21 protein-coding genes are annotated in these 22,264 nt (G+C 61.7%); 14 read left to right on the top strand and 7 right to left on the bottom strand.

Annotated elements, in window-relative coordinates:
* The first annotated feature begins 6 nt into the window (after positions 1–6).
* The 10 genes from RLCC275e_RS20225 (at position 7) to RLCC275e_RS20180 (ending at position 10,354) form a co-directional block, all read left to right on the top strand.
* Positions 7–498 carry a DUF1579 family protein gene (locus RLCC275e_RS20225; protein ID WP_033181817.1) on the top strand — a complete coding sequence of 164 codons (492 nt, stop codon included), beginning with the start codon at positions 7–9 and terminating at the stop codon, positions 496–498.
* Between the two features lie 13 nt (positions 499–511).
* Positions 512–1,414, top strand: a complete 903-nt coding sequence (sucD, locus tag RLCC275e_RS20220; protein WP_012759277.1) for a succinate--CoA ligase subunit alpha — start codon at positions 512–514, stop codon at positions 1,412–1,414.
* Positions 1,415–1,586: 172 nt separating this feature from the next.
* Entirely contained in the window at positions 1,587–4,571 is a 2,985-nt protein-coding gene (locus RLCC275e_RS20215) for a 2-oxoglutarate dehydrogenase E1 component (protein WP_026157494.1), read from the top strand.
* Between the two features lie 16 nt (positions 4,572–4,587).
* Complete coding sequence (locus tag RLCC275e_RS20210; RefSeq protein WP_033181816.1) at positions 4,588–4,896, top strand: YciI family protein; 309 nt, start codon at positions 4,588–4,590, stop codon at positions 4,894–4,896.
* Positions 4,897–4,935: 39 nt separating this feature from the next.
* Positions 4,936–6,213, top strand: coding sequence for a 2-oxoglutarate dehydrogenase complex dihydrolipoyllysine-residue succinyltransferase (gene odhB / locus RLCC275e_RS20205; protein ID WP_130673212.1), 1,278 nt, complete (start codon positions 4,936–4,938; stop codon positions 6,211–6,213).
* Between the two features lie 13 nt (positions 6,214–6,226).
* Positions 6,227–6,976, top strand: coding sequence for a DUF4241 domain-containing protein (locus RLCC275e_RS20200; protein WP_033179411.1), 750 nt, complete (start codon positions 6,227–6,229; stop codon positions 6,974–6,976).
* Positions 6,973–7,503 carry a hypothetical protein gene (locus RLCC275e_RS20195; RefSeq protein ID WP_033179410.1) on the top strand — a complete coding sequence of 177 codons (531 nt, stop codon included), beginning with the start codon at positions 6,973–6,975 and terminating at the stop codon, positions 7,501–7,503. The genes RLCC275e_RS20200 and RLCC275e_RS20195 overlap by 4 nt, the downstream gene beginning before the upstream one ends.
* On the top strand, positions 7,500–8,252 hold the full coding sequence (locus RLCC275e_RS20190) for an SDR family oxidoreductase (protein WP_033179409.1): 753 nt from the start codon (positions 7,500–7,502) through the stop codon (positions 8,250–8,252). Before RLCC275e_RS20195 ends, RLCC275e_RS20190 begins: the two co-directional genes overlap by 4 nt.
* Before the next feature lie 94 nt (positions 8,253–8,346).
* Complete coding sequence (gene lpdA, locus RLCC275e_RS20185) at positions 8,347–9,753, top strand: dihydrolipoyl dehydrogenase (protein WP_033179408.1); 1,407 nt, start codon at positions 8,347–8,349, stop codon at positions 9,751–9,753.
* Between the two features lie 100 nt (positions 9,754–9,853).
* Complete coding sequence (locus tag RLCC275e_RS20180) at positions 9,854–10,354, top strand: cytochrome b (protein WP_033179423.1); 501 nt, start codon at positions 9,854–9,856, stop codon at positions 10,352–10,354.
* A gap of 69 nt (positions 10,355–10,423) precedes the next feature.
* Here RLCC275e_RS20180 and RLCC275e_RS20175 read toward each other — a convergent pair whose 3' ends face one another.
* From RLCC275e_RS20175 to RLCC275e_RS20165, 3 genes are all read right to left on the bottom strand, one after another.
* Entirely contained in the window at positions 10,424–10,981 is a 558-nt protein-coding gene (locus RLCC275e_RS20175) for a hypothetical protein (protein WP_033179407.1), read from the bottom strand.
* Between the two features lie 30 nt (positions 10,982–11,011).
* Entirely contained in the window at positions 11,012–12,088 is a 1,077-nt protein-coding gene (locus tag RLCC275e_RS20170; protein WP_033179406.1) for a TraB/GumN family protein, read from the bottom strand.
* A gap of 296 nt (positions 12,089–12,384) precedes the next feature.
* Entirely contained in the window at positions 12,385–13,320 is a 936-nt protein-coding gene (locus RLCC275e_RS20165; protein ID WP_033179405.1) for a tyrosine recombinase XerC, read from the bottom strand.
* Positions 13,321–13,459: 139 nt separating this feature from the next.
* On the opposite strand from RLCC275e_RS20165, the gene RLCC275e_RS20160 reads away from it, so the two are divergent.
* Together RLCC275e_RS20160 and RLCC275e_RS20155 are read left to right on the top strand one after the other, a co-directional pair.
* Positions 13,460–14,410: a GNAT family N-acetyltransferase gene (locus RLCC275e_RS20160; RefSeq protein ID WP_033179404.1), complete on the top strand. Its 951-nt coding sequence runs from the start codon at positions 13,460–13,462 to the stop codon at positions 14,408–14,410.
* A gap of 21 nt (positions 14,411–14,431) precedes the next feature.
* The gene (locus RLCC275e_RS20155) at positions 14,432–14,929 is read left to right on the top strand and encodes a GNAT family N-acetyltransferase (protein WP_082229702.1); all 498 of its coding nucleotides are present in this window, start codon (positions 14,432–14,434) and stop codon (positions 14,927–14,929) included.
* Here RLCC275e_RS20155 and RLCC275e_RS20150 read toward each other — a convergent pair.
* Genes RLCC275e_RS20150 through RLCC275e_RS20140 form a run of 3 tightly spaced genes read right to left on the bottom strand, consistent with a single transcriptional unit; the run spans position 14,910 to position 18,438 of the window.
* On the bottom strand, positions 14,910–15,842 hold the full coding sequence (locus RLCC275e_RS20150; RefSeq protein WP_033179402.1) for a dihydrodipicolinate synthase family protein: 933 nt from the start codon (positions 15,840–15,842) through the stop codon (positions 14,910–14,912). The two genes, RLCC275e_RS20155 and RLCC275e_RS20150, sit on opposite strands and share 20 nt — an antisense overlap.
* Before the next feature lie 14 nt (positions 15,843–15,856).
* Positions 15,857–16,729 carry an amidohydrolase family protein gene (locus RLCC275e_RS20145; RefSeq protein WP_033179401.1) on the bottom strand — a complete coding sequence of 291 codons (873 nt, stop codon included), beginning with the start codon at positions 16,727–16,729 and terminating at the stop codon, positions 15,857–15,859.
* The gene (locus RLCC275e_RS20140) at positions 16,726–18,438 is read right to left on the bottom strand and encodes an IlvD/Edd family dehydratase (RefSeq protein WP_033179400.1); all 1,713 of its coding nucleotides are present in this window, start codon (positions 18,436–18,438) and stop codon (positions 16,726–16,728) included. Before RLCC275e_RS20140 ends, RLCC275e_RS20145 begins: the two co-directional genes overlap by 4 nt.
* A 240-nt stretch (positions 18,439–18,678) precedes the next feature.
* Between RLCC275e_RS20140 and RLCC275e_RS20135 the strand changes: the two genes are divergently transcribed.
* Together RLCC275e_RS20135 and RLCC275e_RS20130 are read left to right on the top strand one after the other, a co-directional pair.
* Entirely contained in the window at positions 18,679–19,704 is a 1,026-nt protein-coding gene (locus RLCC275e_RS20135) for a Gfo/Idh/MocA family protein (protein WP_033179399.1), read from the top strand.
* A gap of 131 nt (positions 19,705–19,835) precedes the next feature.
* Entirely contained in the window at positions 19,836–20,507 is a 672-nt protein-coding gene (locus RLCC275e_RS20130) for a GntR family transcriptional regulator (RefSeq protein ID WP_033179398.1), read from the top strand.
* A gap of 55 nt (positions 20,508–20,562) precedes the next feature.
* Here RLCC275e_RS20130 and RLCC275e_RS20125 read toward each other — a convergent pair whose 3' ends face one another.
* Complete coding sequence (locus RLCC275e_RS20125) at positions 20,563–22,191, bottom strand: GH39 family glycosyl hydrolase (RefSeq protein WP_033179397.1); 1,629 nt, start codon at positions 22,189–22,191, stop codon at positions 20,563–20,565.
* Positions 22,192–22,264: the final 73 nt, after the last annotated feature.

Here is a 22,264-nt window from a genome sequence, read left to right as displayed (position 1 = left end):
ACGATCATGGCCTTCCCGTCCACGCCCTCCGCTGCTCATTTCCGCCTCAACGCCTTCGCCGGCGTGTGGGAAGGGGATGAGCGTGTCGCGGCGTCGGCGTGGACGAGTGAAGGCAAGGCCAGTGCTGAGTTTTCCGGCGAGGCGTTGTTCGGCGGGTTCTTCCTCGAGCAGCGCTATCGCCAGACGCGCGATGGTGCTGTTTCGTTCGAGGCGCGAAATGTTTTCGGCTTCGATGTTTCGGACAAGACCTACAAGCTCTACCAGTTCGACACCGCAGGTTTTGCGCCGCCCGTGCCGGCGTCCGGCGAGTGGAACGGCAATGAGCTTGTGCTGATGAAGACTTCGCCGCGCGGCAGCCAGCGCACCGTATTCACATTTGAAAATGAAGACTGCTACCGGATGGGCGTCAGCTTTTCGCCTGCAGGCAGCGATACTTGGCAGGAGGTCGTCAGCGGCGTCTATCGTCGTGCGTCCCCCACGTCTTCCAACCTCTCCTAAACAAAGGCCTCGCATGTCCATTCTCGTCAACAAAGACACCAAGGTTCTCGTTCAGGGCCTAACCGGCAAGACCGGCACGTTCCACACCGAACAGGCGCTCGCTTACTACGGCACCCAGATGGTCGGTGGTATCCACCCGAAGAAGGGTGGCGAAACCTGGACCGGCGCGAAGGGCGAAAGCCTGCCGATCTTTGCAACCGTTGCCGAAGGCAAGGAAAAGACCGGCGCCAACGCGTCCGTCATCTATGTTCCGCCGGCTGGTGCTGCCGACGCGATCATCGAGGCGATCGACGCCGAGATCCCGTTCATCACCTGCATCACCGAAGGCATCCCGGTCATGGACATGGTGCGGGTCAAGGCTCGCCTCGACCGCTCCAAGTCGCGCCTGCTCGGTCCGAACTGCCCGGGTATCCTGACGCCGGAAGAATGCAAGATCGGCATCATGCCGGGCTCGATCTTCCGCAAGGGGTCGGTCGGTATCGTTTCCCGCTCGGGCACGCTGACCTATGAAGCGGTGTTCCAGACCTCCAACGAAGGTCTCGGCCAGACGACGGCCGTCGGCATCGGCGGCGACCCGGTCAAGGGCACCGAGTTCATCGACGTCCTGGAAATGTTCCTGGCCGACGAAGCCACCCAGTCGATCATCATGATCGGCGAAATCGGTGGTGCGGCTGAAGAAGACGCAGCGCAGTTCCTCAAGGACGAAGCCAAGAAGGGCCGCAAGAAGCCGATGGCTGGCTTCATTGCCGGCCGTACGGCGCCGAAGGGCCGCACCATGGGCCATGCCGGTGCTGTGGTTTCCGGCGGCAAGGGCGATGCGGAATCGAAGATCGCGGCGATGGAATCGGCGGGCATCAAGGTATCGCCCTCTCCGGCCCGCCTCGGCAAGACGCTGGTTGAAGTCCTCAAGGGCTAAGCCACCTATATAGACCGGGCGGAGGAACGGCATCTGCGCCTTCCGCCCGGCATCGACAACACGAGACCAGCAGATGCGCCGCGGACAGGCGGCAATCGGAATGCGGCAGCCGGCCATCAAGCCGGCAAATTCATCAAAGTCAGGAGGCGGACGGAAGCGTCCGCATAACACCATGGCACGGCAAGAAGCCAACGAGCAGTTTCAGATCACCTCGTTTCTGGATGGCGCTAACGCTGCCTATATCGAGCAGCTCTACGCGCGGTATGAAGAGGACCCGGCATCGGTCGACGATCAGTGGCGGTCCTTCTTCAAGGCGCTGGAGGAGGATCCCAGCGATGTGAAGAGGGCGGCCAAGGGTGCTTCCTGGCGCAAGAAGAACTGGCCGCTTCAGGCAAGCGGCGATCTGGTGTCGGCTCTCGATGGCGACTGGGGCATCGTCGAGAAAGTGATCGAGACCAAGGTCAAAGCCAAGGCCGAAGCTCAGGGCAAGCCTGCCGACAGCACCGAGGTGCTGCAGGCGACGCGCGATTCCGTGCGCGCCATCATGATGATCCGCGCCTACCGCATGCGCGGCCACCTGCATGCCAAGCTCGACCCGCTCGGCATCGCCGCTCCCGTCGACGACTATCACGAGCTGTCAGCGGAGAATTACGGTTTCACGGCCGCCGATTATGATCGCAAGATCTTCATCGACAACGTGCTCGGCCTCGAATACGCGACCATCCGCGAAATGATCGAAATCCTCGAGCGCACCTATTGCTCGACGCTCGGCGTCGAATTCATGCATATCTCCAATCCTGAAGAGAAGGCCTGGATCCAGGAGCGTATCGAAGGACCGGACAAGGGTGTGGCCTTCACGCCGGAAGGCAAGAAGGCGATCCTTGCCAAGCTCGTCGAAGCCGAAGGCTACGAACAGTTCCTCGACGTCAAGTTCAAGGGCACGAAGCGTTTCGGTCTCGACGGCGGCGAATCGCTGATCCCGGCGCTGGAACAGATCCTCAAGCGTGGCGGCCATCTCGGCCTGAAGGAAGCCGTGTTCGGCATGGCCCATCGCGGCCGCCTGAACGTGCTCTCCCAGGTCATGGGCAAGCCGCACCGGGCGATCTTCCATGAGTTCAAGGGCGGCTCGGCCGCTCCCGACGAGGTCGAGGGCTCGGGTGACGTCAAGTACCATCTCGGCGCCTCCTCCGACCGCGAATTCGACGGCAACAAGATCCACGTTTCGTTGACGGCGAACCCGTCGCATCTCGAAATCGTCGATCCCGTCGTCATGGGCAAGGCCCGCGCCAAGCAGGATATGAACGCCACCGTCTGGGACGGCGACATCATCCCGCTTTCCGAACGCGCCAAGGTTCTGCCGCTGCTGATCCATGGCGACGCGGCCTTTGCCGGCCAGGGTGTCATTGCCGAAATCCTCGGCCTGTCCGGTCTGCGCGGTCACCGCGTCGCCGGCACCATGCATGTGATCATCAACAACCAGATCGGCTTCACGACCAACCCGGCCTTCTCGCGCTCGTCGCCTTATCCGTCCGACGTCGCCAAGATGATCGAGGCGCCGATCCTGCACGTCAACGGCGACGATCCGGAAGCGGTGGTTTATGGGGCGAAGATCGCCACCGAATTCCGCATGAAGTTCCACAAGCCTGTTGTGCTCGACCTGTTCTGCTATCGCCGCTACGGCCACAATGAAGGCGACGAACCGTCCTTCACGCAGCCGAAGATGTACAAGGTGATCCGCGCGCACAAGACCGTGCTGCAGCTCTATGCGGCCCGTCTCGTCGCCGAGGGCCTGCTCACCGACGGTGAAGTCGAGAAGATGAAGGCCGACTGGCGCGCCCATCTCGAGCAGGAGTTCGAAGCCGGCCAGCATTACAAGCCGAACAAGGCCGACTGGCTTGATGGTGAGTGGTCGGGCCTGCGCACGGCCGACAATGCCGACGAGCAGCGCCGCGGCAAGACCGCCGTGCCGATGAAGACGCTGAAGGAGATCGGCCGCAAGCTGTCTGAGATCCCGGCAGGCTTCAATGCGCATCGGACGATCCAGCGCTTCATGGAAAACCGCGCCAACATGATCGCCACCGGCGAGGGTATCGACTGGGCGATGGCCGAAGCGCTCTCCTTCGGCGCGCTCTGCGTCGAAGGCAGCAAGATCCGCCTTTCCGGCCAGGATTGCGAGCGCGGCACCTTCTCGCAGCGCCACTCGGTTCTCTACGATCAGGAAACCGAAGAGCGCTACATCCCGCTCGCCAATCTTTCGCCGACGCAGGGGCGCTACGAAGTCATCAATTCGATGCTTTCGGAAGAGGCCGTGCTCGGTTTCGAATATGGCTACTCACTCGCCCGCCCGAATGCGCTGACGCTCTGGGAAGCCCAGTTCGGCGATTTCGCCAACGGCGCGCAGGTGGTTTTCGACCAGTTCATCTCGTCGGGCGAACGCAAGTGGCTGCGCATGTCGGGCCTCGTCTGCCTGCTGCCGCACGGCTATGAGGGCCAGGGTCCGGAACACTCCTCGGCCCGCCTCGAGCGTTTCCTGCAGCTTTGCGCCGAAGACAACATGCAGGTCGCCAACGTCACGACGCCGGCAAATTATTTCCACATCCTGCGCCGGCAGCTGAAGCGCGACTTCCGCAAGCCGTTGGTCCTGATGACGCCGAAGTCGCTGCTCCGCCACAAGCGGGCGGTCTCGACGCTTGCCGAAATGGCCGGCGAATCCGCCTTCCATCGTCTGCTCTGGGACGATGCCGAGGTGATCAAGGACGGCCCGATCAAGCTGCAGAAGGACAACAAAATCCGCCGCGTCGTCATGTGCTCCGGCAAGGTCTATTACGATCTTCTCGAAGAGCGTGAAAAGCGCGGCATCGACGACATCTATCTCTTGCGTGTCGAGCAGCTTTACCCGTTTCCGGCAAAGGCGCTGATCAACGAACTGTCGCGCTTCCGCAACGCCGAGATGGTCTGGTGCCAGGAAGAGCCGAAGAATATGGGCGCATGGTCGTTCATCGACCCCTTCCTCGAATGGGTGCTCGCCCATATCGACGCGAAGTACCAGCGCGTCCGCTATACCGGCCGTCCGGCCGCCGCCTCGCCGGCGACGGGCCTGATGTCCAAGCATCTGTCGCAGCTCGCCGCATTCCTCGAGGATGCATTGGGCGGTTAAAACAGGGGGGGGCGCAATGGCTTATTTCTTTCTGAGACTGCAGCCGCCGCGCCCCACTTTCCCGCATGACGGGACCGGGGAGGAAATGGCGGCGATGAAACGCCATGCCGAATACTGGCATCGGAACGCCCTTGCGGGATCGGCGATCATCGTCGGCCCCGTCTTCGAGGGTGAAGGCGCCTGGGGCATGGCGATCGTCGAGGTCGAGGATCAGGCGGCGGCGCAGCTTCTTGCCGACGGCGATCCGATCATCGCTTCCGGTTTCGGTTTCCGCTTCGATATCCTGCCGATGCCCTCGATCATCTCGCGGCCGCCCGCGGTCTGAAACGTATAAACGAAAACACACGAAATCAGGATCTGAACAATGGCCACAGAAATCCGCGTTCCAACTCTCGGTGAATCCGTCAGCGAGGCAACCGTCGGCACCTGGTTCAAGAAGGTCGGCGACGCCATCAAGGCCGACGAGCCGATTCTCGAGCTTGAAACCGACAAGGTGACCATCGAAGTTCCGGCACCCGCCTCCGGCACGCTTTCAGAAATCGTCGTTGCCGCCGGCGAGACCGTCGGCCTCGGCGCGCTGCTCGGCCAGATTGCCGAAGGTGCTGCCGCTGCCGCCGCGCCGGCTGCCGCTGCACCGGCCGCCGCGCCTGCTGCTCCGGCTCCGGCCCAACCGGCCGCTGCCGCTCCGGCCCAGCCGGCGGTTGCCGCTGCTGCTGCATCGTCCTCGAGCGCCTCCGTCTCCACCATGCCGCCGGCACCGGCGGCTTCGAAGATGCTTGCCGAAAACAACCTTTCCGCCGATCAGGTCGACGGTAGCGGCAAGCGCGGCCAGGTGCTGAAGGGCGATGTCATCGCCGCCGTCGCCAAGGGCATTTCCGCTCCGGCCGCCGCACCCGCGGCAACGCCTGCCGCCGCGCGCGGCCCGTCGACGGTCGAGGATGCCTCGCGCGAAGAGCGCGTGAAGATGACGCGCCTGCGCCAGACGATCGCCAAGCGCCTCAAGGACGCGCAGAATACCGCCGCCATGCTGACCACCTACAACGAGGTGGACATGAAGGCGGTCATGGATCTGCGCAACAAGTACAAGGACATTTTCGAGAAGAAGCACGGCGTCAAGCTCGGCTTCATGGGCTTCTTCACCAAGGCGGTGACTCATGCGCTGAAGGAACTGCCGGCCGTCAATGCCGAAATCGACGGCACCGACGTCATCTACAAGAACTACTGCCATGTCGGCATGGCCGTCGGTACGGACAAAGGCCTCGTCGTTCCCGTCATCCGCGATGCCGACCAGATGTCGATCGCCGAAATCGAGAAGGAACTCGGCCGTCTTGCCAAGGCAGCTCGTGATGGCTCGCTCTCCATGGCCGACATGCAGGGCGGCACCTTCACCATCACCAATGGCGGCGTCTACGGTTCGCTGATGTCTTCGCCGATCCTCAACGCGCCGCAGTCCGGTATTCTCGGCATGCACAAGATCCAGGAGCGGCCGGTTGCGATCGGCGGCCAGGTTGTCATCCGTCCGATGATGTATCTGGCGCTGTCCTACGATCACCGCATCGTCGACGGCAAGGAAGCGGTCACCTTCCTCGTGCGCGTCAAGGAAAGCCTGGAAGATCCGGAACGTCTGGTTCTCGATCTCTAAGGGAGCGCTTTCGATGCGGAACGGGATCATGCGAGCGGCGCGCCTTCTTCTTTGCGCTGCCGCCGCGCATATTCCGGTCTCCGCATTGGCTGCCGGCTGGGATATCGGTAAGGCAAGCAGCAATTTCGACCTGGTGGCTCTCAGTGACGCCGAACTCTCCGGCCGGTCGATCGGCGTGATCCATATGGGCAATGTCGAGTTGATATCAGGGCGCATCGTTGCGGCCGATCCGCTCGCCCAGCCCGATCGTCCGGCACTCGCAAGAACGGTTCCGCCGGGCGAGTATCCGGTAACGCTCTACCAGGCCTTCGGACGCGTCGCCGCTGCCAGCATGCGGTTTGCCGAGGGCAAGCCGGATCGTTGGGAGCTTGCGGTCCTGCCGGGGCAGGATCCGGCGACGCTGAAGGACGGCGAGATCTTCGGCTATCCTGTCGATGCCGGCCTCGGCTGCTACATGGATGCCGATACGCTTGATTTGATCGGGGAGCGGGAAGAGCAGGTGCAGGCGCAGAAAACGGATTCCGACGTCAACTACTACGACGACGTGCTGGCGTCGGACCTTGAGGCCAACAAGGGCACTTATGCGCTGCACCGGCCGGTCGCCGGCAGACGAGGCAATGTCGCGGTGTTCTGGAGCGGCTGGGGCGACGGTTTCTATCCAGCCTTCTGGGGGCTCGACAGGGATGGCCGCGCGCTGGTGCTGCTGACGGATTTCAGCGTTGTCGAGAACGCCGACGGGCGGAAGGAGCCGAAGCTGCAATGAGCGGAAGGATCGGGATCACGGCAAGACGGACAGGCGTGGCTGCAATCGCAACCGCGGCGTTTTTCGTCGTTCCGGCCTCCACCTTAGGTGCCGCATGCAAGCAGGAGCAGGCCGTCTACGTCGATCGCGATGGTGCCTATGAATTGCGCTTTGCACCGCTGAATTCTCCATCGGCCGCCGCCAGCAACCAGTTCAAGGTCAGCGCGCTGAAGACGTCAGTCGTGATGGAAGGTTATGTCATGCCGTCGGAAGATCCGGTGCGCGCCATCGGCATCCTGATGTTCAACTGCCCCGAGGGTGATGCGACCGGCGCCGATCTCAATGCCTGCACGGTCTGGCAGGGCGCCGTTTATGGCATGGATGCCGAGGGTGAGATGGACAATCTGCAGCCCGAAGGCGCTGAGGCGGCTGAAAAGCTCGTGCTTCCCGGCCTTGGTCCCGCCATCCGCGAATCCAGCGCCTGGGGCGAGGGCAAGGCCGTGGTGGCACCCTGGGATGTGCTGACATTTAAGGAGTGTGCGACATGAGCGATACACCTGTTGTTCTCATTACCGGCGGAAGCCGGGGTATCGGCGCTGCGGCTTCACGGCTTGCCGCGCGCCAGGGCTGGCGTGTCGCGGTGAACTACGCCGCCAACCGTCAAGCTGCGGATGCCGTCGTGGCTGCGATTGTCGAGGATGGCGGCGAGGCCGTGGCGATCCAGGGCGATGTCGGCAAGGCTGCGGATATCGTCTCGATGTTTACGGCAGTCGACCGGCATTTCGGCCGGCTCGACGGGCTCGTCAACAATGCCGGCATCGTCGATTATCCCCAGCGCATCGACGAGATGTCGGCGGAGCGGATCGAGCGCATGCTACGCGTCAATGTGACAGGCTCGATACTCTGCGCCGCAGAGGCCATACGCCGCATGTCGAGCCGGCATGGCGGGCAGGGAGGAGCGATCGTCAACATCTCGTCGATGGCGGCGGTCCTCGGTTCGGCGACGCAGTATGTCGATTATGCCGCCTCGAAGGCGGCGATCGACACCTTCACCGTCGGGCTGGCGCGCGAGGTCGCAGCCGAGGGTATCCGCGTGAATGCGATAAGGCCCGGCGTCATCGAAACCGACCTTCATGCCTCCGGCGGCCTGCCGGATCGGCCGCGGGAACTGGCGCCGTCGATCCCGATGCAGCGCGCGGGCACGCCCGAGGAGGTGGCGGATGCGATCCTCTATCTTCTGTCACCTTCGGCCTCCTATATAACCGGCGCGATCCTCAATGTGAGCGGCGGCCGCTAGAACGACTGGGAAAAACAACCTGCAATATATTCTCGAATTCCTCGGCCTGATCTTGCGCGCGGCCGATTAAACGAAATCCAAAGGGAAAGAAGCAATGTCCTACGATGTGATCATTATCGGAACTGGTCCGGGCGGCTATGTGTGCGCCGTCAAGGCGGCCCAGCTTGGCCTCAAGGTCGCCGTCGTCGAAAAGCGGGCGACCTATGGCGGCACCTGCCTGAACGTCGGCTGCATTCCATCGAAGGCGCTGCTGCATGCCTCCGAAATGTTCCATCAGGCCGGCCACGGGATGAGCGCGCTCGGTATCGACGTGCCGGCGCCGACGCTCAATCTCGGCAATATGATGGCCCACAAGGATGCGACGGTGAAGTCGAATGTCGACGGCGTCGCCTTCCTCTTCAAGAAGAACAAGATCGATACCTTCCAGGGCACCGGCAAGATCGTCTCGGCCGGCAAGGTTTCCGTCACCGCAGATGACGGCAAGGTGCAGGAGATCGAAGGCAAGAACATCGTCATCGCCACCGGCTCCGACGTCGCCGGCATTCCCGGCGTGCAGGTCGAGATCGACGAAAAGACCATCATCTCCTCCACCGGCGGCATCGCACTGGAGAAGGTGCCGGAAACGCTGATCGTCGTCGGCGGTGGCGTCATCGGCCTCGAACTCGGTTCCGTCTGGTCGCGCCTCGGCGCCAAGGTCACCGTCGTCGAATATCTCGACACCATCCTTGGCGGCATGGACGGCGAAGTCTCCAAGCAATTCCAGCGTATGCTTGCCAAGCAGGGCATCGATTTCAATCTCAGCGCCAAGGTCACAGGCGTCGAAAAGGGCGACAAGGGCGCCAAGGTCACTTTCGAGCCCGTCAAGGGCGGCGACAAGGTGACGCTCGACGCCGAAGTCGTGCTGATTGCCACCGGACGCAAGCCATATACGGCCGGCCTCGGCCTCGAAGAGGCCGGTGTTACGCTCGACAATCGCGGCCGTGTCGAGATCGACGGTCACTTCAAGACCAATATCGCCGGCATCTATGCGATCGGCGATGTGGTCAAGGGTCCGATGCTGGCGCACAAGGCGGAAGACGAGGGCGTGGCGCTTGCCGAAATCCTCGCCGGACAGCACGGCCATGTGAACTACGAGGTCATTCCGAGCGTCGTCTATACCCAGCCGGAAATCGCTTCCGTCGGCAAGACCGAGGAAGAGCTGAAGGCGGCAGGCGTCGCCTACAAGGTCGGCAAGTTCCCATTCACGGCGAACGGCCGCGCTCGCGCGATGCTGGCAACGGACGGCTTCGTCAAGATCCTTGCCGACAAGGAAACCGACCGGGTGCTCGGCGGCCATATCGTCGGCTTCGGCGCCGGCGAGATGATCCACGAGATCGCCGTACTGATGGAGTTCGGCGGTTCTTCGGAAGATCTCGGCCGTACCTGCCACGCGCATCCCACAATGTCGGAAGCGGTGAAAGAGGCTGCGCTCGCAACCTTCTTCAAGCCGATCCATATGTAATCTTACATATTCGTAACAAAGCATACAGCCGCTTGCCGGAAGGCAAGCGGTTGTTTAGTTGTTGCGTATCGTTGAGTTCAGCATCCGCGAAGGTCCAGAAATGCAGCAGCCGTCCATCGTGACTTACAGCCTGAGCCAGCGTTTTCTTCACTGGGCCGTGGCGCTGCTGATCTTCTTCAATCTGCTGTTTCCCGACGGCATGAATATCTGGCATCGGCTGATGCGCAGAGGCCAGGTACCGACGCCGGAGCAGATTTCGTCGGCGAATATCCATGCCTATGTCGGCATCGCCATCCTGCTGCTTGCCGTCCTCAGGCTCGGGCTGCGTTTTACCAAGGGCGTTCCGGACGAGGTCGTGCAGGAGCCGGCGATCTTCCGCCTTGCAGCGAGGCTTGCCCATGCCGGCCTCTACATCCTGATCTTCGCGATGCCGCTTTCGGGCATCGCCGCCTACTATTTCGGTATCGATCCCGCCGGTTCGTTCCACGCGGATGTCCTGAAGATCATTCTCTGGGCGCTGATCGCGGCGCATATCGCCGGCGCCCTCGTCCATCAGTTCTATTGGAAAAGCAATGTTCTGCGCCGCATGACGCTCGGCTGACCTTCGGCATAAGCGATCACATGCGCCTTGCCCCGTTAATCGATGAGGTGGCACAATTGGGAGTTTAATTTAGCTTATCGTTGGTTCGCAACGCATCCCGTTCCATGGAAAAGACGCCTTCCCTCCGTCACTCCAGTATCCTTGGAATTCGGAGAAATCCGATGTGAAGGTTATAACCAGATTCCCGTGGCCATACCTGTCCTGCCAAACGAGATTGCGCGTTAAGTCACTTCCATCACCGTCGTCGCTCGGCTCAGCCAGCAAGCCCGTGACAGTCTGCCCTTCCTCGAAGAATACGTAGCTTCCGCTTATCTTGCCGTCTGTGACACTCGGACCGAACGTTGTCTGCGCCTCTGCCATGATGCCGTTCGACAGGAGCTCCCCGCAATATCTCCCCAGCGGAAGTCGATTACTCTGAGTGGCGGTGGCGATGCATGGGATGCTGGAAGCGGCAAGAATCGCGACCGTTCGTAAACTGCGAATAGCTTTCAATTTGTGTTTCCGCGGTGGCGGCAAAAAGCTGGGCCGATTTATAGTTTCCATCTCCGGCGAAATTAATTCGCTTCCCGAACCAGAGCTCGTTTTCACGCCGCCCATCCGGTGCACAAGGCCTATTTTGCCAAGCATGTCCCATCCGTCAATCTTGGCACTGAATGCTTAATTTACAGCTGTCACGGTGAAGCCCTGCTGGCGCAGCAGTTCGATGACGCCGTCCTTGCCGGGCAGGTGCAGGGCGCCGACGGCCATGAAGACGTTGCCGCTGTCGAGGATGGGCGCTGCGCGCTCGGCCATCACCTTGTTGCGGTCAAGGATGACGCGCTGCTCGAAAGCGGCATAATCGCTGTTTTCGCCTTCTTCCTCTGGTGTCACGGTTTTCAGCATCGGCATGGTCATGCCGATATCACCGGAGAGGTAGAGGTCGGTCATCGTCTCGACGACGTCGCTCATCTTGTCGCCGAGTTCCAGCGTCTCGATCAGCGATTTCAGATGGAATTCGACCGGCAGATCGGCCATGGCCTGGATCTGCTCGGCAAGAGTTTCCAGCCCCTTGACCTGCTTGCCCTGGGCAATGGCATCGGTGGCGATCTTCTGGTCGAGGAACTGCGCGCCTTTTGCCTTGCGGGCGATTTCGCAGGCCGGCAGGGCGACGGCGCTCGAAATCATCCAGGGCCGCATCCGGGAAACGGCGCTGATCGGGATACCGCGCTGCTTGAGGCCGGTTTCGAGACGTTTGTAGTCCTCGGGGGAAAGCAGCATGTCGATCGTCGTGCCGTCGGTGAACATCGTCAGTTCCGGCTTTGCGAGCAGGGCGGCGGTCGCCTTCCGCTCATCGAGGATCTCGTCGGATTCGATGATGATCGTGTCGGCGGCGTCGTGGGCTGCCTGGGCGCGTGGCGGCAGGGCCAGCACGCGCGGATCGGTGACATGCATGCTGCCGAGCAGCCACGACGGTGCCAATCCCGGCTTCTCGATCTTCCAGAAGATACCCTTGCCGTTCGGCGTGGCGTCGGCTTCCTTCAGCGCCTCTGCGTAGCGGGCAGGGTCGTTCTGTCGCAGCTCGACCATCAGATTGCGGCCGGTGCAGGCGACGTCTTCGGCCGCTGCCGGCCTTGCCGTCAGGAAGGCGCCAAACAGGGCGGCAAGAAGCAGCATGTGAAAGGCTGCGATCAGCCAGAGCAACAGATTGGCCGGCACTGCGAGGTAAGACGTCCGGCGGCCGATTGATGTCGTCATGATGGGTGTTCCGATCACATGCCTTGTGCGTTCATGCTCTACGCCCGGCTTGCGCATATTCCTTTAAGAGAATGCCTTAACGAGAGCTTAAAGCGCCTCACATTCAATCGCATCCATGCGATGCGCTTTAAGCCTATCGTTTATGCATGTCGTTGCTTCATAACCGCTGCGCACTTTTGGGCGACATGCATTATAGCGTCCTTTGCGCGTCTTTCAGACGCGCAAAGGACGCTGTAACACTTTCAATCTACGCATCGTGCTTTTCCGAAAATCGGTCCGATTTTCGGGCCGATGCGCTACGCTCGCGGATGCGCCCGATCATACACCTCGAGCAGCCGCGATGCATCGACGCCGGTATAGACCTGTGTTGTGGAAAGGCTGGCATGGCCGAGCAACTCCTGGATGGTGCGCAGATCGCCGCCGCCGGCAAGCAGGTGGGTGGCGAAGGAATGGCGCAGTGCATGCGGTGTCGCCGTCTCCGGCAGACCGAAGGCGCTGCGCATCTTCTGCATGGTGCGTTGGATGATCGCCGCCTGCAGCTTGCCGCCGCGGGCGCCGCGAAACAACGGTTCGCCGCTTTCGAGATGGTAGGGGCAGAGCGTGCGATATTTCTCGACCGCATCGAAAACCACAGAGAGCAGCGGCACCAGCCGCGTCTTGTTGCCCTTGCCGGTGATGCGCAGCGTCGTCGCGCCCTTCTGCAGGTCGGTGGGAGTAAGATCCAGCGCCTCGGAGATGCGCAGGCCACAGCCGTAGAGCAGCGTCATGACAGCCGCATCGCGCGCCGCAATCCAGGGTTCGTCATGGAGCTGGGCGTCGTCGCTGACGACGGTGATCGCCTGGGTGTCCGACAGCGGCTTGGGCAGCGATTTCGGCTGTTTCGGCGAGCGCACCGCGGCAGCACCGGCGGCGTTGACCAAGCCCTTCTTTTCGAGATGGCGCAGCAGCGAGCGAAGACCGGCGAGATTGCGGCCGAGCGAGCGGGCGCCGGAGCCCTGCTTGCGCCGGGCCGCCAGGAAGGCGCGGAAATCGGCGGAGCGCAACTCCCTGATATCGCCAAGCGTCACCGGGCCGGCGAGATGGCCGGTCATAAAGGTGAGAAACTGGCGGGTGTCGCGCTCGTAAGCGTCGAGCGTGTGCTCGGAAAGACGGCGCTCGTGGGCGAGGTTTTCAAGCCATGCGGCACGCTCCGCCATCAGGCGCTGATCGGCGATAACAAGCAGTTCGTTCACGTTGCGGGCCTTGATTTTGCCTTCAAGTCCGCCAATTTGGAGCAGGAACAGTTATGGAATTGATAATGCCGGCCAAGCCTTTGTCATCCTTCGATCATATTCTATTGCGATAGCTTATACCCCATAGACAGGATCTTTCATGGCACGGCGCGATTCCATGACGGCTTTCGGACAGATCGCGGAAGCGATCGCTCTCGTTTCACAGGGAAAGCCCGGTCATATCGTCGATACGCTGATTGCCGAACGCGGCCAGAGGATCGTGAAAAATCCGCTCTGGCCGCTCATGCGGCCGTTCCTCTACACGCTGCTGCGCTACAACAAGGCGCTCGAATTCGCCAATGCGGTCGCCAAAATGCCGGGCTTCCAGTCGTTCGAATATCTGAGCGATGTGCTGAGGCTCGACATCGGCATCACCAATGGCGAGCGCATTCCAGCCTCGGGCGGCTTCATCCTCGTCAGCAACCATCCGACCGGCATCGCCGACGGCGTTGCCGTGTTCGATCTTTTGAAAACGCGACGGCCGGACATGATGTTCTTCGCCAATCGCGATGCCATCCGCGTCAATCCGCGCTTTGCCGAGATGATCATTCCCGTCGAATGGCGGGAGGAGCATAAGAGCAAGCTGAAGGCGCGTGAAACGCTGCAGCTGACCAACCATGCGGTGAAGGAAGGCAAGGCGACAGTGCTCTTTCCCTCAGGCCGCATCGCCTATTGGGCGAACGGCCGTCTGAACGAACGGCCATGGAAGACCTCGGCCGTCGGGCTGGCGCGCAAATACAATCTGCCGATCCTTCCCGTCCATATTACGGCGCGCAATTCGGGGCTGTTCTACTGGCTGGCGAAATGGTCGACGGAGCTTCGCGACATGACTGTGTTCCACGAACTGCTGAACAAACGCGGCGACCGCTTCGATTTCGTCATCGGCAATCTCATTCCGGCCGAACAGCTGGACGGCGACCTCAATGAGGTGACCAAGGCGCTGGAGAAACATACCGTGCACGACATGGCTAGAGATGGTGACGCGAGTTTCGCGCCGGTCGGCCTGCCGGCTGCGCCGACGCGCCGCGAGATACCGGTTCCTGCAATCTAACATCTAACCACCGGCATTGCCATGACGATCAATATCCGCCGGCTCCGCGATCGATTGCCACAGGAGATCGCAGATCTCGAAAGCGAGGCCCGGCAAGAAGGCTATCTCCATATCACCCGTCTTATCGACGAATGGTCGACCGGCGACAACAGGTTCCAGCGTGACGGTGAAAGGCTGCTTGGAGCCTATGTCGACGACGCGCTCGCCGGCATCGGTAGCATGACCGTCGAAACGGCCATGTCCGGGGTGTTGCGGATGCGGCGTTTCTACGTTCGTCCTGCAACGCGCGGGCGCGGCATCGGCCGGATTCTTGCCCTGGCTCTGCTCGATCATGCGCGTTCCTTCTGCACTGTCGTCACCGTTCATGCGGGGAACGATGGTGCAGCGAAGTTCTGGGAGTCGCTCGGGTTTCAACCCCACGGACGAGATGGATATACGCATCTGCTCGCGCTGCAGCGCCATAGCGATGATCCAGCGGCTTCGGATTTGCGCCGGTGTGCTACGCCCCGATCTCCTTGAGGCGGATGGCCTGGCGCGCCAGCAGCCGCTCGACATCGGCAATATCAAGCGCCGAGAGCTTGGCGCCCGGCTTGCGCAGGGTGGCGGACTTGATCACACCGCGCTTGGCAAGCACATATTTACGCGAGGCAAGACCGATGCCCTGTTGCTGTTCGTAGCGGGCGAGCGGCAGATAGGCATCGAAGATCGCATGGGCGCGATCGGGATTTCCGGCGGCATAGGCCTCGACGACACCAACCATCATCTCGGGATAACAAAAGCCGGTCATGGCGCCATCGGCGCCGCGGCCCATTTCTTCGGGCAGGAAAAGCCCGCCATTGCCGCAGAGGATGGAGATACGCCGCATGGCGCCCTTTTCGCTGGCGGCGCGAAGTGCCGAGATTTTCGAAAGACCCGGCCAATCCTCATGCTTGAGCATGACGCAGTTCGGCACCTCGTTGACGATGCGCTCGATGACCTTGGGCGCAATCGTCACATTGGTGGTGAGCGGATAATCCTGCAGCACGAAGGGCGTATCGCCCAGGGCCTCGCCGACCGACTGGTAGAAGGCGAAAGCCTGATCGTCGGTCTTGACGGTCCAGGGTGGCGCGACCATGACACCGGCGGCACCCTCACGCATGACGGCTTCGGCGAGCTCGCTCATCGGCGCAAGCCCTGGCGCCGAAACGCCAACAACGACCGGGAGCCGCCCGTCGAGGCGCTTCAATACGCGCTCGACCACGGTTCGCGATTCTTCGGCGGTCAGCTTCGGAGCCTCGCCAAGCTGGCCGAGCACCGTCAGGCCGGTCACGCCGGCGCCTTCATAGAAATCGACCATGCTGTCGATGCTGGCGAGATCGAGCGCGCCGTCATCGGTGAAGGGGGTTACGGCGATCACATAGACGCCCTTGGCATCCTCGGTCAGTCTGGCCATTGGTGCTCTCCAATTCAGCGGCCGAAGAACAGCGCTTCGGCATTTCGAACAAAAATCTTTTCTGCAACCGCGGGGTCGTCGATGGCGGCCTGCATGGTCTCTACCAGCTCAGAGTCATCGGGCATGCCGTCCCACAATTCGGTATGCGGCCAGTCGCTGCCCCAGAGCAGCCTTTCTGCGTGGGTGGCGGCGAGGGCGCGGCCGACTTCGGCGAAACCTTGGTCGTTCATGTCCTTCGTCAAGCGGTAGGGTGCGGTGACTTTGACATAGGTATCAGCCGCGTCCATCAGCCTTCTCAGCCCATCGACATGCCGTGATCTCGTCTCCGTGGCAAGCGGAATGAAGCCGAGATGATCGATGACGATGGGCAGGCGAATGCCGGACAGGGCTGCCGCGATATCGGGAAGTTGTTCGGGATTGATCTGCAATTGCAGCGACCAGCCGAGAGGGGCTATGCTTTCCGCCAATGTCCTGGCGGCGGCGAGCGGGAGGCCGCCCTTGTTGCGCGTGTTGATCCGCACGCCGCGCACGCCGAGCCGGTCGAGCCGCTCGATTTCGGTCTCCGCGGTTTCGGGATCGATGACGACGATGCCGCGCAGACGATCTGGATAGGCGGCCAGTCCCTCCAGCAGCACCCTGTTGTCGAGGCCATAGACGCTTGGCTGCACCAAAACGCCTCTGGCGATGCCAAGGCTGCCGGAGAATTCGATCCAGTCGGAAATCGTCGCAATGTCAGGCGTGTAGCTACGTGGGGTATTGAGCCGAGCGCCAGCGCGAAAGACGTGGAAATGCGTATCGACCGTGCCTTGCGGCAGTGCCGCCCGAGGCAGCCGCGTCAGCGGCCGGTGGGGCAGGCAAAGCGGTGCCTCGATATCAGCGGCGCTCATCGCGCGTCGAACTCCTCGCTTTGCAGGAAGTCGAAGTCGGCGCCTTCGTCAGCCTGGAGCACGCGCTCCTGATAGAGCTTGGCATAGCCGCGCGCCGGGGCCGGGGAGGGCCGGTTGACGACATCAAGCATGCGGCGATCGAATTCCGCCTGGTCGATGTCAAGGTCGATGCGCCTGCCCTCGACGTCGAGGCGAATGCGATCGCCGGTGCGGACGATCGCCAGAGGGCCGCCATCGGCGGCTTCAGGCGCGATATGGAGGATGATGGTGCCGAAGGCCGTGCCGCTCATGCGGGCATCGGAAATCCGCACCATGTCCTTCACGCCCTGCCGCGCGAGCTTGCGGGGGATGGGTAGGTAGCCGGCTTCCGGCATGCCGGGCGCACCCTTTGGTCCGGCATTGCGCAGAACCAAAACGTCATCGGCATGGACGTCGAGATCGTCGCTGTCGATGCGCAGCGTCATATCCTCGACCGAATCGAAGACCACGGCGCGTCCGATATGCTGGAGCAGTTCCTTGGAGGCAGCCGATTGTTTGATGACGGCGCCGCGCGGCGCAAGATTGCCGTACAGGACGGCGATCGTTCCGATCGGCTTCAACGGTTTCTCGACGGTGCGGATGATGGTCTGGCCCGGTTCGTCGACGACATCGTCGATGATTTCGCCGATCGTTCTGCCGTAGACCGTCGGGGCGCTGCCGTCAATTTCATGGCGCACCGCCTTCAACAGAGCCGGGACGCCGCCCGCCTCGTGGAACTGCTCCATGTAGTGCTGGCCGGAGGGCTGCAGGTCGACGAGCAGGGGAATGCTTCGGCCCAGCCGGTCGAGTTCGGCCATGTCGAGGCGCAGGCCGAGGCGGCCGGTTATCGCGGCAAGATGAACGACGGCATTGGTCGAGCCGCCCATCGCCTGAAGCGCGACGAGGCCGTTGCGGATTGCCTGTGGCGTCAGGATATCGCGCACCGTCGGTGCGGCCTCATCCATGGCGAGGCGCGCCGCGACACGGCCCGTCTCCTCGGCAAGGCGGACACGCTCGGATTCGACCGCGGGCGCCGAACCGGCGCGGGGAAGGCAGAGCCCCATGACTTCAGTCAGGTTCGCCATGGTGCTCGCCGTGCCCATCACCGTGCAGGTGCCGATCGAGCTGGCCAGCTTGTTGTTGACCTCGGCGATCTCGGCCTCGTCGATCTCTCCAGCGCGGAAGCGTCCCCAGAAGCGGCGACAATCCGTGCAGGCGCCAAGCCGCTGGCCCTTGTGGTGGCCGACGGCCATCGGCCCGGTCGGCAGGAAGATCGCCGGTATCTCGCTGCTCGCGGCGGCCATGATCTGGGCCGGCAGGGTTTTGTCGCAGCCGCCGATCAGGACGACGGCATCCATCGGCTGGGCGCGGATCATCTCTTCCGTTTCCATCGCCATCAGATTGCGCAGATACATCGAGGTCGGCGAGGCAAAGCTCTCGTGAATCGAGATCGTCGGAAACACCATGGGCATCGCACCCGTCAGCATCACGCCGCGCTTGGTTGCCTCGATGAGTTGCGGCACATTGCCGTGACAGGGATTGAAATCACTGTAGGTATTGGCGATGCCGACGATCGGGCGGCGGAGCGCATCGTCCGAATAACCCATGGCCTTGATGAATGCTTTGCGCAGGAAAAGGGAGAATCCCTGATCGCCATAACTCGTCAGCTTGCGGCGAAGACCGTTCGACAAACCTGTTCCTCCCTCGCCAAATTGATCCATGGCCGTGGTGTCAGCGTAGAGGGATACGAAGGATTGTCAATAAATAAGATGGTGTCACTGTATCGTATTTTTGGATTTCTTCGGCGATCACCATAAAATACAACGGGAATCCTCGAAATTCGCGCTTTCGTTCGACAATCGACCGATTGGCTTTCGCGAAGAAGCAGGATAGATTATTGATAAAATGGAATTGGATGCAGAGGAGGCGCGATGATGGGGATGGAACGACGGCGTATCGGCATTATCGGTGCCGGCTGGGTCAGTGCCTACCATCTGCCTGCATGGATGCGGCAATCGGAAAGAGCCGAGGTCGTGGCGATTGCCGACCCGTCGCCGAGCGCCGTCGAAGCCCGGCTTGCCGCCTTCGATATCGCGCGCAGCTATGCGAGCGCGCGGGCGATGCTGGATGCCGAGCAGCTCGATGCCGTCGACATCTGCGCGCCGCGGGAGTTTCATGTCGAACTGGTCCGGCTGGCGGCAGCAAAGGGCCTCGACATCATCTGCCAGAAGCCGCTCGCACCCTCCTACGGCGAGGCGGTCGACCTGCTGGCAAGCCTTTCCGGCAGGGGCAGGCTGATGATCCACGAGAACTGGCGGTTCCGCGCTTACTATCGACGGCTGAAGGCGTGGCTCGACGAGGGGCTTGCCGGCGAGATCCGCCAGGTGCAGTTCGAATTCCTGTCCAGCGGCATGATCGCGGATGCGGAGGGAAAGAGATCGGCGCTGATGCGCCAGCCGTTCTTCCGGACGCAGCAGCGATTGCTGGTCATGGAGGTCATGATCCATCATCTCGATACGCTGAGATATCTTCTGGGCGAGATGGAGGTGGTCAATGCCCGGCTTGAGAGGAGCAATCGCGATATCGTCGCGGAGGATGTCGCAAGCGTCGTCCTGCGCCGGACGAGCGATGGCGTTCTCGTCACCGTCAATGCCAATCTCGCCGTGCATGGCGCGCCGCCGGCGCCGCTCGATCACCTACGCATCTTCGGGGCGCGCGGCACGCTCGAACTGAACGGCAATCTGCTCTCGGCTGAGGGTGCGCAGCAGCGCCAGGAGAGCTTCGATCCTGACGAGACCTACCAGGGCGCCTATGATGCGACCATTGCGCATTTCCTGGACAGCCTCGATGGAAGGGTGGCGATGGAGACATCGCCGGGCGATAACATCAAAACGCTTGCTCTTGTCGAGGATATCTATCGCCTGAGCCGGTTCGACCCGGAACGCAATCCACTGTAACATGGCTCGCCGTTAGAGCGCCGCGCGTCCGACATGACGCGCTAAGGACGCTCTATCACACTAAATTGGCGCATAATCCCTTTCCGAAAATCGACTTCGATTTTCGGGGTTATGCTTCAGAGGAGATGACATTGCAGACGCTCAACGAAAGCCGCGAAGACGGCATCGAGCATGATGATCTAAGTATTGCCCGCGCGCTGGAGGAGGACATCATCTTCGGGCGGCTGGCGCCCGGAACCCGCCTGACGGAAGACACGCTCCTTGCCCGCTTTCACGTCACGCGCCATTTCGCCCGGCAGGCGATCGTGCAGCTCGAGACGATGGGCATCGTGGTTCGGGAGCGCAACAAGGGGGCGACCGTCCGCTCGCTGACGGCCCGCCAGGTTCAGGAAATCTACGATGTGCGTGAGTTGCTGCAACGGCAGGCGGCACTTTGGATAAAGCTGCCGGCGCCCGAGGCACTGATCGAGGAACTGCTGGCGCTGCACGAAGAGCATGGCCGCCACATCGAATCCGGCTATCTCAGGGGTGTGCACGAGGCCAATGACAAGTTCCACCTGACGCTCTTTAGCGCCTGCGGCAATGGACATCTGGTGCAATCGATCGAGCTCTATATGCGGCTCAGCCTGCCGGTGCGCGCCAATTCGATGTCGAGCAAGGAGTCGCTGCGCATCTCGCACGAACACCACCGGCTGATGATCGAGATGTTGCGCGGTGGGGATAACTGGGTTCTCGCCCAGCTCTGCGTCGACCATCTGCAGCCGAGCAAGAAACGTTATCTTGCCTATGTCAGCGAGAATTGACCGGTCGTTTGAAAGGGAGCGCAATCATTCGATTGCGCTCCCTTCGCCTACCGGCTCACCAATCGAGGCGCAGGAGAGACACGCCTTGACGCGGTAGGGAGACCCTGAGGGCGATCTTGCCGTCATCGACCTTGACCGACGTCTGACCGTCGATCTCGGCGAGTTTTCCCGAGGCTTCTAGCCTGGCATAGTCTTCGCCAACCGGATTCTGCGGCTTGCCCATCGCTTTCCAAACGCCGAAGGCGTTGGAATGCTCCTCGTCCATCCTGAAATGCCTGAGCGAGGCGGACTTGTCGCCCCAGCCGTCGAGATTGACCGTGATATCGGCCGACGGCCCGGCTTCATCATCGTCGTGGTAATGCCAGAGGAGAATGGAAACGCCCTTGTCGTCGCGGGTTGCCACGACATTGACATCGGGCTTGCCGCGAACGCCATGGCTCATGATATCTTCGATATGGCGACGATAATCGCTTTCCGATTCCAGCCATTCGCCGCCGAGTTTGCCGAGCATGCGGAAGCCGTTGAGAACAGCCTTGTCGACGCCATTGGTGGCAAGATCGCGGAAGCCGTCGAAATAGGGCTGGTCGTCGAAGAGGAAGGCCCAGGTGACTGCGCCTTCGATGTGGATGTTGGCGCGTCTTGCAAGCTCATAGGTGCGGATCATGCTTTCGACGACATAGACGCCGTAAAGCGGGCCGTTGCGATAGCCGTTCTGTGGATGGACGCGTGCGGAGCAGGCGGCACAGCCTTCCGGATCAGATTCGCCGATCACCACGGGCAGGTGCCGGAGTTCCGGAAATTCGTTGATGATGGCAAGGTTCGTCTCGATGTCGCGGAGCTGCTTGTGCAGGCCCATCCGCACGTGACCCTCATAGATCACCGGATTGCCCTTGGCGTGGAAGGCGAGGAAATCGATCGGCGACTTGTTGTCGACGACATGCCTGAGGAAGGCGCGCAGGAAGGTCTGGGCCTTTTCATTGGCAAAGGCGCCGCAGGTGTGCGGGCCGCCGACGCGAGCCTTCGGCAAAGCGCGCTTCAAGGCCTTGGCGCTGACGTCATACATTTCGCAGAATTGCGGGATGGTGCCGGTCCAATAGTGGCCGTCCGGCTCGTTCCACACTTCCCACGGCCAGCTTGAAACGACGTCCTCACCATATCTTTCGGCCAGATGGCGCGCCCATGCTTCGATCAGGTCGCCCCATTTCTTCAGGTCTTTCGGCGGGGCCGTCCAGCCGGTGGTGATCGTTGCGTATTTGTCGGCCGGTTCCCATTGGTGGCGATAAGGACCGTCGAAATCGGAGAGCGCCTCCGGCGTGAAGCCGATCTGGATCAGCGGAATGTTGCCGGCTTCGACATAGGTGTCGAAGATCTTGTCGATGATTGTCCAGTCATAGACCGGATTGCCGTTCGCATCCTCGGTATAGGCATTGGTCGAACCCCATTTGAGAGCAGGCAGGCCATCGCCGCTGGTCAGAAGATTGTGCGCGCGGATGCGGGGCGGCTCGGGGCTGAGCTCTGCCAGTTCCTTGAGCAGCTTCCTGCCGTGCGGGGAGTAAGTGTAGTTCGGCTCGTCGTATCCGAACCAGTTCCATAAGGGTTCGTACTTGCCGGTCGGGCGGTTGGCGTGAACGGAGATTGTCACGTCATAGGGGCTGCTCATCCTGGTGTCCTCTTGAGCGGTCATGCCAAAGCCTCCTCCCGAAAGCAGCTGACCTGTCTGGTGATGAAGTGCGGCCTCTTGGGAGGGCGCCGCGCTC

The sequence above is a fragment of the Rhizobium brockwellii genome (genome assembly GCF_000769405.2).
GTDB lineage: Bacteria > Pseudomonadota > Alphaproteobacteria > Rhizobiales > Rhizobiaceae > Rhizobium > Rhizobium brockwellii.
Note: the sequence above shows the minus strand (reverse complement) of the source record. Positions and strands in the feature narration are given on the sequence as shown.